The following is a 13,289-nucleotide window of genomic DNA, read 5'->3' as shown; positions in this document are numbered from 1 at the left end:
GGTCGATCGACCGACAGGAGCGCACGTGTTCACCGGAATAGTCGAGGAGCGCGGCACGGTTGTGTCTCGTGATGACCTCGCCGACGCTGCACGTTTCACCGTCCGCGGCCCGCTCGTGACCAGCGACGCCGGACCCGGGGATTCCATCTGCGTCAACGGCGTCTGTCTGACCGTGGTCGGCGAACCCGACGCGGGCGAGTTCACCGTCGACGTCATGGCCGAGACCCTCAATCGCTCCTCGCTGGCCGCCCTCGGCGCCGGCGCGCCGGTCAACCTCGAGCGCGCCATGGCCGCCGGAGGTCGGTTCGGTGGACACATCGTCCAGGGCCACGTCGACGGCACCGGGACCGTCGCATCGATCTCACCGTCGGAGAACTGGACGGTCATCCGCATCGCGATCGATCCCACGGTGGCGCGGTACATCGTCGAGAAGGGGTCGATCACCGTCGACGGCGTCTCCCTGACCGTCTCCTCGATCGCCTCCGTCGACGCCGCGGACGCCTGGTTCGAGATCTCCCTGATCCCCACCACCCTCGAGGTCACCACCCTCGGCGCCCTCCGCGAGGGCGCGACGGTGAACCTCGAGGTCGACGTCATCGCCAAATACGTGGAACGCCTGGCCATCCCGGCCGCATCCGGCACCCGCCACCCGGAGAGCCTTCCGGAGAACAACGAGGTCTCGTCATGACACAGCTCGATCCCGTCCGCACGAACCGCTTCGACACCGTCGAACGCGCGATCGCCGACATCGCCGCGGGCAAGGCCGTCGTCGTGGTCGACGACGAGGACCGCGAGAACGAGGGCGACCTCATCTTCGCCGCCGAGAAGGCGACCCCCGAACTCGTCGCGTTCATGGTGCGCTACACCTCGGGGTACCTCTGCGTGCCGCTCGACGGCGCCGACTGCGACCGTCTCGGGCTGCCGCCGATGTACACCATGAACCAGGACAAGCACGGGACGGCCTACACCGTGACCGTCGACGCCCGCGAGGGCATCGGCACCGGTATCAGTGCGTCGGACCGCGCGGCCACCATGCGTCTGCTCGCCCGCCCGGAGAGCACCGCCAACGACTTCACCCGTCCCGGACACGTCGTGCCGCTGCGCGCCAAGGAGGGCGGCGTGCTGCGTCGACCCGGCCACACCGAGGCCGCGGTCGATCTCGCCCGCATGGCAGGACTCACCCCGGCCGGCGTGATCTGCGAGATCGTGAGCCAGAAGGACGAGGGCCACATGGCCCAGACCGACGAACTGCGCACGTTCGCCGACGAACACGGCCTCGCGCTGATCTCGATCGCCGACATGATCTCGTGGCGTCGACGCCACGAGAAGCACGTCGTCCGGGTCGCCGACGCCCGCATCCCGACCGACCACGGCACGTTCCGCGCCGTCGGTTACACCAGCATCTACGACGAGGTCGAGCACGTCGCCCTCGTCCTCGGCGACATCCCCGGTCCCGACGGTGCCGGGGCCGACGTCCTGGTGCGGGTGCACTCGGAATGTCTCACCGGGGACGTCTTCGGATCCCTTCGGTGCGACTGCGGGCCGCAGCTGGACGCCGCCATGGAGATGGTCGCCGCCGAGGGCCGCGGAATCGTCCTCTACATGCGAGGACACGAGGGCCGGGGGATCGGCCTGCTGCACAAGCTGCAGGCCTACCAACTCCAGGACAGCGGCGCCGACACCGTCGACGCCAACCTCGAACTCGGGTTGCCCGCCGACGCCCGCGACTACGGTCTGGGCGCGCAGATCCTCACCGACCTCGGCGTCACGTCGATGCGGTTGCTGACCAACAACCCCGCCAAGCGGGTCGGTCTCGACGGCTACGGACTGCAGATCACCGAGCGCGTCCCGATGCCCGTGCGCCCCAACCCCGAGAACCTGCGATACCTCCGGACCAAGCGTGATCGTATGGGCCACGATCTCATCGGCCTCGACGACCACACCGGAGTCAGCGGCGGGGCCGGCGCGTGAGCGGCGCGGGTGAACCGGTCGTCGAACTCGGCGCCGCGACGGGGCTGACCCTGGCCATCGCCGCCTCGCAGTGGCACGAGCAGATCTGCACCGCGCTGCTCGACGGTGCACTGCGTGTCGCCGCCGACGCCGACATCCCCGAGCCCACCGTCGTGCGCGTCGCGGGCGCCATCGAGCTGCCCGTGGTGGTGCAGGCGTTGGCCCGCACCCACGATGCCGTCGTCGCGCTCGGTGTCGTGATCCGCGGCGAGACACCGCACTTCGAGTACGTGTGCGATGCCGTCACCGCCGGCCTGACGCGGGTGTCGCTCGACGAGAGCACGCCGGTCGGCAACGGCGTGCTGACGGTCCTCACCGAGGAACAGGCACTGGCGCGGGCGGGTCTGCCCGGGTCCGGGGAGGACAAGGGAGCGCAGGCGACGACAGCCGCGCTCGCCTCGGCGATCACCCTGCGCGAACTCTCGCGCCTCGACGCCCGGTGACCCGTTCCGTGCCCCCGACCACCGGAACCGTCGAGTGGGATCTGACCTACCGCGCGGTCCGCACACCGCGCTGGGCCACGGTCGTCGCGGCGCTGTTCGTCATCGCTCACGTCGTCGTCGGGATCCTGCTTCGGGTGTCCGACACCGGGGTCCGCTTCCGCGTCACCGACCAGATCGGTCTCGCGATGATCGGGGTCGTCCTCGGAGGAGCGATCATGACGCTGGCGCGACCGCGACTGCGGGTCGGCGCCGCCGGTGTCGAGGTGCGGAACATCCTCGGTGAGAGGCTGTTCGAATGGCCTGACGTCGAGGGCATCTGGTACCCGGACAAGGGCCATTGGGCCCGCCTCGAACTCCCCGCCTTCGAACACGTCCCGGTGATGGCCATCCAGGCCAACGACGGCATCCGCGCCGTGCAGGCCATGGACACCTTCCGCGAACTCCACGACCGCTACCGCACCTGAGCAAACCTGCTGACTGTGTGGAAGCGACCATCGAGTGTGCTCGGTCTGTTGTGCTGACTGTGTGGAAGCGACCATCGAGCGTGCTGGGCACAGAACAGCCGGCCGCGTGATCGGCGGCGCACACTCGATGCGGCGCTTCCGCACCGTCAGCGGAGTGTCCGTCGTCGAGAAATGCCGCCGACAGTGCGGAACCCCGACGCCGAGTGTGCGTCGTTCCGTACGGACCTCACTGTGCGTGGTCAGCACACTCGACGGCGGTTTCCACACGGTCAGCACCGGGGTCGGTCGTTTCCTTCGTTGACGACGGCTCCACACCGTCAGCGTTTCGGGTGGCTACATCTGTTGGCTGACTGTGTGGAAGCGACCATCGAGTGTGCTCGGCACAGAACGGCCGGCCGCGTGATCGGCGGCGCACACTCGATGCGGCGCTTCCGCACCGTCAGCGGCGTGTCCGTCGTCGAGAAATGCCGCCGACAGTGCCCAAGCCCGACGCCGAGTGTGCGTCATTCCGTACAGACCACACTGTGCGTGGTCAGCACACTCGACGGCGGTTTCCACACAGTCAGCACCGGCTGGAGTCGCTTCCCGCACTGATGGCGGTATCCGAACCTTCAGCGGCGTGTCCGTCGTCGAGAAGAGCCGCCGACAGTGCCGAAGCCGACGCCGAGTGTGCGTCGTTCAGTACGGACCTCACTGCGCGTGGTCAGCACACTCGACGGCGGTTTCCACACAGTCAGCACCGGGTGGGGTCAGCGGGGGTCGCCCATGACCTCGCCCTCGCGGCGGGGGTCGGCGCCGCCGATCCAGCCCTTCCCGTCGCGGACGACGGCGGCGAGTCCCGAGGACTGATCGGCCACCGAGACCTGGTGGCCCTTCCGACGTAGTTCGGTGACCAGCGGGTCGCGGTCGCCGTTGTCGGTGGCGTCGATGGCGGGGTGCTCCCCGCCCACGTTCGTCACCGGGGTGTTGGCGGCGCCGAAATCGACACCCGACACCGCCTGCTGCGGATCGAGGCCCCAGTCGAGCAGCGACACCAGCGTTTTCACGACGAACTGGATGATGACCGAACCTCCCGGCGAGCCCAGCGCGGCCATGAGATCGCCGCGGGACCCATTGCCGGCGCCGTCGAACACCAGGGTCGGCGACATGGAGCTGCGGGGACGTTTCCCGGCCGCGACCTGATTGGCGACCGGGGCACCCATGGCGTCGGTCGGTTGCGCCGAGAAGTCGGTGAGCTGGTTGTTCAGCACGAAACCGTCGACGAAGTGGAACGAACCGAACGCGGACTCGACGGTGGTGGTCATCGACGCCGCGTCGCCCTTCTTGTCGATCACGACGATCTGACTGGTGCCGTGTTCGGGGGTGGTGACGACACCGGCCGGAACGGGCCCGAAGTCCCCGGCCTGCGCCGTACCCATCGAGCGGTTCGGGTCGATCAGGGCAGCGCGCTTCGTCAGGTACGCCGGGTCGGTCAGCGCCGCGGGCGAATTACCCGGAAGGGGAACGAAATCGGTGTCGGCGACGTATTTGTCGCGGTCGGCGTAGGCGAGGCGCTCGGCCTCGGAGATGAGGTGCACCGCCTGGGCCTGCGGCACGCCGCCGTTGCGGTCCACCGCGCGTGGACCGAGCGCGGCGAGATCGAAGTTCGACAGGATGCCCATGGTCGAGGCCACGGCGATGCCGCCCGACGACGGTGGCGGCATGCCACACAACACCCGCCCGCGATACGGGGTGCACAGCGCCTCGCGCTTCTTCGCCCGGTAGGCGGCGAGATCGGCGGTGGTGGTGAGTCCGGGCGTCATTCCGTCGGTCGTGGACCCGATCTTGTCGACCACGTCGCGTGCGATGGCGCCGGTGTAGAACGCGTCGGGGCCGTCGGTGGCGATCGCGCCCAACGTCTTCGCGTAGGCCGGGTTGGTGAGAACGGTCCCCGCCGTCTTGGCGCTGCCGTCGGGGTTGAGGAAGTATGCGCGGGCATCGGGATCGTCCGTGAGGTCGGCCCGGCTGTCGGCGATCGCGGCCGCCATCCGTGGGCTGATCCGGAAGCCGTTGCCCGACAGTGTGATCGCGGACTCGAACAGATCTCGCCACTTCTTCGCGCCGTGGTCGGCGTGCGCCATCTCGAGCATCCGCAGGACGCCGGGGGTCCCGATCGAGCGGCCGCTGGCCCGCGCCGACGGGATCGGGGCACGCCGGTCGGTCGCGCTGATGTACCGGAGATAGTCGCCGGTGGCGGCCGCGGGTGCGGTCTCGCGACCGTCGTAGGCCTGGACCGACTTCGTCGTCGCGTCGTAGTACATGAGGAACGCACCGCCGGCGATCCCGGTCGCCTGCGGTTCGACCAGACCGAGGACCGCCTGGGCGGCGACGAGCGCGTCAGCGGCGGTGCCGCCGTCGCGGACGACCTCGCACGCGGCCTCGGTCGACAGCGGGTTGGCCGTGGCGACGGCGAACGAACCGGTCCGCACCGGGGTCATCTGGGTGCGATAGCCGGTCGCCACCTCCGGGTTGGTGGCGATGTCGCGACTCGGGCCGGCACCGGCCGACGCCGACGCGGCGGCGGCCACGGGTGTCCCGTTGGGAACGGTCGCACATGTCCCGGCTGCGCTGTCCGACCCGGATCCGGAGTCGTCGGAGCACGCGGCGGCGGTGAGCGTGAGAGCGGCGACCGCCCCGATCGCGACGAGACGTGACGTCCGTCGTCGCGGACCTCCCGGGGCGCTCGATGTTCGTGCAAACGGAGCCATCGGCCCACCTCACCTGTCGTCGGTCCTGGCGTGCCGGTGATCGTAACCCCCTCGCCGAGGGCCACGTGCCCGACCGGCGGGGCGATCGCGGACCACTGTCGTCGGTCCTCCGTACTAACCTGGGACCCGTGCCCGATCCGACCACCTACCGCCCGGCACCCGGGAGCATCCCGGTGGCGCCGGGGGTCTACAAGTTCCGGGACACCTACGGCCGCGTGATCTATGTCGGCAAGGCCAAGAGCCTCCGGCAGCGCCTGACGTCCTACTTCGCCGACCTGTCGGGCCTCCATCCACGCACCCGCCAGATGGTGACCACCGCCGCATCGGTCGAATGGACCGTGGTGGGCACCGAGGTCGAGGCGCTGCAGCTCGAATACAACTGGATCAAGGAGTTCGATCCGCGCTTCAACGTCCGCTACCGCGACGACAAGACCTACCCGATGCTGGCGGTCACCCTCAACGAGGAGTACCCGCGGCTGTTCGTCTACCGCGGCCCCCGCCGCAAGGGGGTCCGCTACTTCGGGCCCTACGCCCACGCCTGGGCGATCCGCGAGACCCTCGACCTGCTGACCCGCGTCTTCCCCGCGCGCACCTGCTCGGCCGGTGTGTTCAAGCGGCACAAGCAGATCGACCGCCCGTGCCTGCTCGGCTACATCGACAAATGTGCCGCACCGTGTGTCGGTCGGGTCAGCGCCGCCGAGCACCGCGAGATCGTCGACGACTTCTGCGACTTCCTCGCCGGCAAGACCGACAAGATGATCCGCCAGCTCGACAACCAGATGGCGGCCGCCGCAGCCGATCTCGACTTCGAGCGCGCAGCCCGTCTGCGCGACGACGTCGGCGCGCTCCGCCGGGCCCTGGAGAAACAGGCCGTGGTCCTCGGCGACGGCACCGACGCCGACGTCATCGCCATGGTCGCCGACCAGCTCGAGGTGTCGGTGCAGATGTTCCACGTGCGCGACGGGCGTGTGCGCGGCGAACGCGGCTGGGTCGTCGAGCGCACGGACGTCATGACCGGCGGCGCCGGGAGCGATTCCGATGATGCCGATCTCGCCGAACAGGTGGGGCAGTTCCTCACGCAGTTCTACGGTGAGCAGGTCGACCAGAACGCGACCGTGAAGGGCTCCGGCGGTGAGGACCGCAACGACACGGTGCCGCGCGAGGTGCTGGTTCCCGTGCTCCCACCCGACGCCGGCGAGTTCACCCGATGGCTGTCCGATCTGCGCGGCGCCGCGGTCGATCTGCGTGTACCGCAGCGCGGCGACAAGAAGGCGCTCATGGAGACCGTCGAGCGCAACGCAGGGGAGGCGCTGACCCGCCACAAGCTGCGGCGCGCCGGTGACCTCACCACCCGCTCGGCGGCACTGACCGAGATCCAGGAGACCCTCGGCCTCGACATCGCGCCGCTGCGCATCGAGTGCATCGACATCTCGCACGTGCAGGGGACAGACGTGGTGGCCTCGCTCGTCGTGTTCGAGGACGGTCTGCCGCGCAAGTCCGACTACCGGCACTACTCGATCAAGGAGGCCGCCGGCGACGGCCGCTCCGACGATGTCGCCTCGATCGCCGAGGTCACCCGACGCCGGTTCCTGCGTCACCGCACCGATCACCTCCCCGACACCGCCGAGTCCGGTACCGCCGCCCTGCCCGACACCGAGGTGGAGGTCGACCCGGCGAACGGTGGCGACATGGCGCCCGAGGCCGCGATCGATCCCGCCACGGGTCGGCCGCGCCGATTCGCCTATCCGCCCAACCTGTTCGTCGTCGACGGTGGCGGCCCGCAGGTGCGTGCGGCCGCGGCCGTGCTCGACGATCTCGGCGTCACCGACGTCGCCGTCGTGGGTCTGGCCAAGCGTCTCGAGGAGGTCTGGACACCCGACGACGACGATCCGGTGATCTTCCCGCGCACCAGCGAGGCGCTGTTCCTGTTGCAGCGGGTGCGCGACGAGGCCCATCGGTTCGCCATCACGTTCCACCGCAGCAAGCGCAGCAAGCGGATGACGGCGTCGGTGCTCGACGGTGTGCCCGGCCTCGGTCAGAGCCGCCGCGCGGCATTGGTGTCGCACTTCGGGTCGGTGGCCAACCTGCGCAGCGCGACGGTGGAGGAGATCTCCGGGGTCCCCGGCATCGGTCGATCGACGGCGCTGGCGGTCCAACGGGCCCTCACCGAGGGAGCGCAGTCGTGAGCGGCGGCGTGGGCCCCGGCGCGGAGATGGACGTGTTGTTGGTCACCGGTATGTCCGGTGCCGGTCGCGGCACGGTCGCGAAACTGCTCGAGGATCTCGGCTGGTACGTCGCCGACAACGTGCCCGCGTCCCTGATCGCCGACATGGTGTCGGTCGCCCGCTCCGACGACCCCGCTCTCACCCGGCTGGCCATGGTGATGCGCGCCGGCGCAGCGAGATTCGCCGGTGAGGTCGCCGAGCTGCGCGGTGAACTGGCCGCCGCGGGCCACCGCCCGCGCCTGCTGTTCCTCGACGCCGACGACGCCGCTCTCGTACGACGGTTCGAACAGGTGCGTCGTCGACATCCGCTGCAGGACAACGGGACCCTGATCGAGGCGATAGGGCGGGAACGCTCGGTGCTCCGTGCGGTCGCCGAGTCGGCCGACCTCGTGGTCGACACCTCCACGCTGTCGGTCACCGCCCTGCGCGAGATCGTCGACAACGCCTTCGCCCAGCCCAGCGCGACCGATGTCCGGATCACCCTGCAGTCCTTCGGCTTCAAGTACGGTCTGCCGATCGACGCCGACCTGGTCGCCGACGTGCGCTTCCTGCCCAATCCCTACTGGATCCCGGAACTACGCGAGCTCGACGGACTCGACCAGCCCGTGTCGCAGTACGTCCTGCACCAGGAGGGTGCCGAGGACTACCTCGCCGCACTCGAACAGGTCATCCGACTCACCGCCCGCGGTTACCAGCGAGAAGGCAAGCGGTACATGACCGTCGCGATCGGCTGCACCGGCGGCAAACACCGCAGCGTCGCGATGTCGCGCGAGATGTGCGGTCGGTTATCGATCCCGTCGGACCCCGGCGAGAACGGCTCGACGGCCGCCGAGAACCGAGCCTTCGACGCACGTGTGGTCCATCGCGACCTGGGTCGCGAATGACCGGCCCGCGCACGACGGGGGCCGTCGACGTCGGTCGGGTGGTCGCCCTCGGGGGCGGACACGGTCTCTACGCCACCCTGACCGCCATGCGTCACATCAGCACCGATGTCACCGCCGTCGTCACGGTCGCCGACGACGGCGGGTCGTCGGGTCGGCTGCGCTCGGAGTTGTCGGTGATCCCGCCGGGCGATCTGCGGATGGCGTTCGCCGCACTGCTCGCCGCCGACGGCGCACATCCGGGCGACGGTGACGCCACGACCGACCCGGAACTGTGGGTCACGTTGCTACAGCACCGATTCGGCGGTCGCGGCGCGTTGGCCGGTCACCCCGTCGGCAATCTGGTGCTCGCCGGACTCACCGAGGTGCTGGGCGATCCGGTCGCCGCGCTCGACGCGATGGGGGAGCTGTTCGGGGTCACCGGACGCGTCCTGCCGATGTCGACGGTGCCGCTGAGCATCGAGGCCGACGTCTCGGGGCTGGAGGTCGATCCGCGGATCAGCCGCAGCATCACCGGACAGGTCGCGGTCGCGACGACACCGGGCAAGGTGCGACGCGTGCGTCTGCTCCCGGCCGACCCACCCGCCTGCACGCAGGCCGTCGATGCGATCACCGCAGCCGATCTCGTCGTCCTCGGTCCCGGTTCGTGGTTCTCCAGCGTGATCCCGCACGTTCTCGTCCCTGATCAGTTGCAGGCCTTGAAGTCCACCGATGCGCGCCGGATGCTCTTCGTGAACCTCGCGCCCGAACTCGGTGAGACCAGTGGATTCTCGGTGGAACGCCATCTGCACGTCCTGCACGCACACGCGTCGGATCTGCGCATCGACGACGTCATCGTCGACGTCGGTTCCGCACCGGCGGGCCGCGAACGCGACCACGTCGAACGGGCGGCCGCACGTTTCGGTGCGCAGTTGCGCGTCGGCGATCTCGCGCGAGACGGCACCCATGTGCACGATCCGGAGAAATTGGCGGCCATGGTGCATACGCTGTGCGCAGGTTCGGGAGGTGGCTACGCTGTCGGGGCGGTCGACGGGACCGACGGCCCGGCCGGACACGCGGGGGCCCGTTGAGTCACCGGCCCGGGCATGATCGTCTGGGCGAGGCCGGCACCGCACGACGCCGTCGCGACGCGCACCGCAACCCGACGCGACACATCTGGGGATCACCCCGGCAGGAGGACGACAACCGGTGGCGATGACAGCAGCCGTCAAGGACGAGCTGAGTCGACTCGTGGTCACGCAGACCAGCTGTCGCAGGGCCGAGGTGTCGGCGTTGCTGCGTTTCGCCGGCGGACTCCACATCGTGGCCGGGCGGGTGGTGGTGGAGGCCGAGGTCGATCTCGGCAACGTCGCCCGACGGCTGCGCAAAGAGATCTTCGATCTCTACGGCTACAACTCCGAGGTCCACGTCCTGCGCAGCGGCGGACTCCGCAAGAGCGCCCGCTACATCGTCCGCGTCACCAAGGACGGTGAGGCACTCGCGCGCCAGACGGGCCTCCTCGACATGCGCGGCCGCCCGGTGCGTGGACTGCCGGCACAGGTCGTCGGCGGCGGTGTCGCCGACGCCGAGGCGGCCTGGCGCGGCGCTTTCCTCGCCCACGGATCGCTCACCGAACCCGGCCGTTCCTCGGCTCTGGAGGTGAGCTGCCCCGGACCCGAGGCGGCGCTGGCACTCGTCGGCGCGGCCCGTCGACTCGGCGTGGCCGCCAAGGCCCGCGAGGTCCGCGGCGCCGATCGCGTCGTCATCCGCGACGGCGAGGCCATCGGTGCGCTGCTCACCCGGATGGGCGCACAGGACACTCGCCTCACGTGGGAGGAACGCCGCATGCGGCGCGAGGTCCGCGCCACGGCGAACCGGCTCGCCAACTTCGACGACGCGAACCTGCGTCGGTCGGCTCGCGCCGCGGTCGCCGCGGCAGCCCGTGTGGAACGCGCCCTCGACATCCTCGGCGACACCGTTCCCGACCACCTGCTCAACGCGGGCCGGCTACGGGTGCAGCACCGCCAGGCCTCGCTCGAGGAACTCGGCCAGCTCGCCGATCCGCCGATGACGAAGGACGCGGTGGCCGGCCGCATCCGCCGACTGCTGTCCATGGCCGACAAGAAGGCACGCACCGACGGGATCCCCGACACCGAGTCGGCCGTGACGTCGGAACTGCTCGACGAGGCCTGACGATCCGGCCTGGCGGCGCCGCGCGAGCGGGCTCCGTTTAGGCTTGGGTCACCGTAGTGATCGACTCCATCTCCACAAGCAAGGAGCACATTGTGACCGTTCGGGTAGGCGTCAACGGATTCGGCCGTATCGGCCGCAACTTCTTCCGTGCCGTCGCAGCGCAGAAAGCGCTGGGCACCACCGACATCGAGATCGTCGCCGTCAACGACCTGACCGACAACGCCACTCTGGCGCACCTGCTCAAGTTCGACTCGATCCTCGGCCGCCTCGACGCCGACGTGTCGCTCGAGGGCGAGGACACCATCGTCATCGGTGACCAGAAGTTGAAGAGCCTGTCGGTCAAGGAGGGCCCCGCGGCGCTCCCGTGGGGCGATCTGGGTGTCGACGTCGTCGTCGAGTCGACCGGTATCTTCACCAAGCGCGACAAGGCCCAGGGCCACCTGGATGCCGGCGCCAAGAAGGTCATCATCTCCGCGCCCGCCTCCGACGAGGACATCACGATCGTGATGGGCGTCAACGACGACAAGTACGACGGCAGCCAGAACATCATCTCCAACGCCTCGTGCACCACGAACTGCCTCGGCCCGCTGGCCAAGGTCCTCAACGACGAGTTCGGCATCGTCAAAGGCCTGATGACCACGATCCACGCCTACACCCAGGATCAGAACCTGCAGGACGGCCCGCACGCCGACCTGCGTCGCGCCCGCGCCGCCGCCATCAACGTCGTCCCCACCTCCACCGGTGCCGCCAAGGCCATCGGCCTGGTGCTGCCCGAGCTGAAGGGCAAGCTCGACGGCTACGCGCTGCGTGTGCCGATCCCCACCGGCTCGGTCACCGACCTCACCGCACACCTGCGCAAGGCCGCCACGGTCGACGAGATCAACGCCGCCATGAAGGCCGCCGCCGAGGGACCGCTCAAGGGCATCCTCAAGTACTACGACGCGCCGATCGTCTCCTCCGACATCGTCACCGACCCGCACAGCTCGCTGTTCGACGCCGGTCTGACCAAGGTCATCGACGACCAGGCCAAGGTCGTGTCCTGGTACGACAACGAGTGGGGCTACTCCAACCGCCTCGTGGACCTCATCGGTCTCGTCGGCAAGTCGCTCTGACAGGTCGGCCGGATCCCACTCATGGCACTCGCATCGCTGAAAGATCTGCTCGACTCCGGTGTGTCCGGGCGCACCGTGCTGGTGCGGTCGGACCTCAACGTCCCGCTCGACGGCACCACGATCACCGACGCCGGGCGCATCATCGCCTCGGCACCGACGATCGCGGCGCTGGCCGACGCGGGTGCATCGGTGATCGTGACCGCGCACCTGGGACGCCCGAAGGGTGCGCCGGACCCGGCGTTCTCGCTCGGACCTGTCGCCACACGGCTCGGAGAGGAGCTCGGACGCAACGTCCAGCTCGCCTCCGACGTCGTCGGTACCGATGCGCTGGCTCGGGCCGAGGGACTCACCGACGGTGATGTGCTGCTGCTGGAGAACATCCGGTTCGACCCGCGGGAGACCTCGAAGGACCCCGCCGAGCGGGGCAAGCTCGCCGCGGCGCTCGTCGAGCTCGTCGGAGACGACGGCGCCTTCGTCTCCGACGGTTTCGGCGTCGTCCACCGCGAGCAGGCGTCGGTGTACGACGTCGCGAAGCTCCTGCCGCACTACGCCGGTGGGCTCGTCGAGTCCGAGGTGAAGGTTCTCGAGAAGCTCACCGCCGAGGTGGCCCGTCCGTACGCAGTCGTCCTCGGTGGGTCGAAGGTGTCCGACAAGCTCGGGGTCATCGAGGCCCTCGCACCGAAGGTCGACACACTCGTCATCGGCGGGGGTATGGCGTTCACGTTCCTGGTGGCCCAGGGGCTCTCGGTCGGCAACTCGCTTCTGCAGGACGATCAGGTGGGGGTCTGCAAAGACCTCCTCGAGCGGTTCGGCGATGTGATCCACCTGCCCGTCGACGTGGTCATCGGCGATTCGTTCTCGGCCGACGCCGAGGCGAAGACCGTTGCCGTGCAGGACATCCCGGACGGCTGGATGGGTCTCGACATCGGGCCGGAATCGGTCAAGAGGTTCGCCGCGGTGCTCTCGGGCGCCCAGACGATCTTCTGGAACGGCCCGTCGGGTGTGTTCGAGTTCGACAAGTTCGCCGCGGGTACCCGCGGTGTGGCCGAGGCCATCGCCGCCGCCACCGCCGACGGCGCGTTCAGCGTGGTCGGTGGCGGCGACTCGGCCGCCGCGGTGCGCCATCTCGGTCTCGCAGACGAGGCGTTCTCGCACATCTCGACCGGCGGTGGCGCATCGCTGGAGTACCTCGAAGGCAAAGAGCTGCCGGGGCTGAAAGTTCTGGAGGACTGACC

The 13,289-nt window shown here is 69.5% G+C and carries 11 protein-coding genes; 10 read left to right on the top strand and 1 reads right to left on the bottom strand.

Translation table 11 applies throughout. The annotated features are described in order from the left end of the window. The first annotated feature begins 25 nt into the window (after positions 1–25). Genes ASG12_RS09675 through ASG12_RS09660 form a run of 4 tightly spaced genes read left to right on the top strand, consistent with a single transcriptional unit; the run spans position 26 to position 2,917 of the window. Positions 26–688 carry a riboflavin synthase gene (locus ASG12_RS09675; RefSeq protein WP_055788623.1) on the top strand — a complete coding sequence of 221 codons (663 nt, stop codon included), beginning with the start codon at positions 26–28 and terminating at the stop codon, positions 686–688. Further along, positions 685–1,971 carry a bifunctional 3,4-dihydroxy-2-butanone-4-phosphate synthase/GTP cyclohydrolase II gene (locus tag ASG12_RS09670; protein ID WP_045822685.1) on the top strand — a complete coding sequence of 429 codons (1,287 nt, stop codon included), beginning with the start codon at positions 685–687 and terminating at the stop codon, positions 1,969–1,971. The genes ASG12_RS09675 and ASG12_RS09670 overlap by 4 nt, the downstream gene beginning before the upstream one ends. Further along, positions 1,968–2,453 carry a 6,7-dimethyl-8-ribityllumazine synthase gene (ribH, locus tag ASG12_RS09665; RefSeq protein WP_055788620.1) on the top strand — a complete coding sequence of 162 codons (486 nt, stop codon included), beginning with the start codon at positions 1,968–1,970 and terminating at the stop codon, positions 2,451–2,453. Before ASG12_RS09670 ends, ribH begins: the two co-directional genes overlap by 4 nt. 8 nt (positions 2,454–2,461) lie before the next feature. Next, a complete protein-coding gene (locus tag ASG12_RS09660) occupies positions 2,462–2,917 on the top strand; it encodes a PH domain-containing protein (protein WP_055789450.1) in 456 nt (151 codons plus the stop codon). A 749-nt stretch (positions 2,918–3,666) separates the two neighbouring features. Here the strand turns inward: ASG12_RS09660 and ASG12_RS09650 are convergent. Further along, entirely contained in the window at positions 3,667–5,664 is a 1,998-nt protein-coding gene (locus ASG12_RS09650; protein WP_082501834.1) for a gamma-glutamyltransferase family protein, read from the bottom strand. A 128-nt stretch (positions 5,665–5,792) separates the two neighbouring features. On the opposite strand from ASG12_RS09650, the gene uvrC reads away from it, so the two are divergent. From uvrC to ASG12_RS09620, 6 genes are all read left to right on the top strand, one after another. Continuing rightward, on the top strand, positions 5,793–7,850 hold the full coding sequence (gene uvrC / locus ASG12_RS09645; protein WP_055788614.1) for an excinuclease ABC subunit UvrC: 2,058 nt from the start codon (positions 5,793–5,795) through the stop codon (positions 7,848–7,850). A gap of 26 nt (positions 7,851–7,876) precedes the next feature. Continuing rightward, entirely contained in the window at positions 7,877–8,773 is an 897-nt protein-coding gene (gene rapZ / locus ASG12_RS09640; RefSeq protein ID WP_055788612.1) for an RNase adapter RapZ, read from the top strand. Then, positions 8,770–9,840: a gluconeogenesis factor YvcK family protein gene (locus ASG12_RS09635; RefSeq protein WP_055788609.1), complete on the top strand. Its 1,071-nt coding sequence runs from the start codon at positions 8,770–8,772 to the stop codon at positions 9,838–9,840. The genes rapZ and ASG12_RS09635 overlap by 4 nt, the downstream gene beginning before the upstream one ends. A gap of 124 nt (positions 9,841–9,964) precedes the next feature. Next, positions 9,965–10,942, top strand: coding sequence for a DNA-binding protein WhiA (whiA, locus tag ASG12_RS09630; protein ID WP_200932760.1), 978 nt, complete (start codon positions 9,965–9,967; stop codon positions 10,940–10,942). Positions 10,943–11,034: 92 nt separating this feature from the next. Further along, positions 11,035–12,054, top strand: a complete 1,020-nt coding sequence (gap, locus tag ASG12_RS09625) for a type I glyceraldehyde-3-phosphate dehydrogenase (RefSeq protein WP_045822690.1) — start codon at positions 11,035–11,037, stop codon at positions 12,052–12,054. A 21-nt stretch (positions 12,055–12,075) separates the two neighbouring features. Beyond that, complete coding sequence (locus ASG12_RS09620; RefSeq protein ID WP_055788607.1) at positions 12,076–13,287, top strand: phosphoglycerate kinase; 1,212 nt, start codon at positions 12,076–12,078, stop codon at positions 13,285–13,287. Positions 13,288–13,289: the final 2 nt, after the last annotated feature.

This window comes from Williamsia sp. Leaf354 (genome assembly GCF_001424365.1).
Classification (GTDB): domain Bacteria; phylum Actinomycetota; class Actinomycetes; order Mycobacteriales; family Mycobacteriaceae; genus Williamsia_A.
This window is presented reverse-complemented; position numbering and strand designations above follow the sequence as displayed.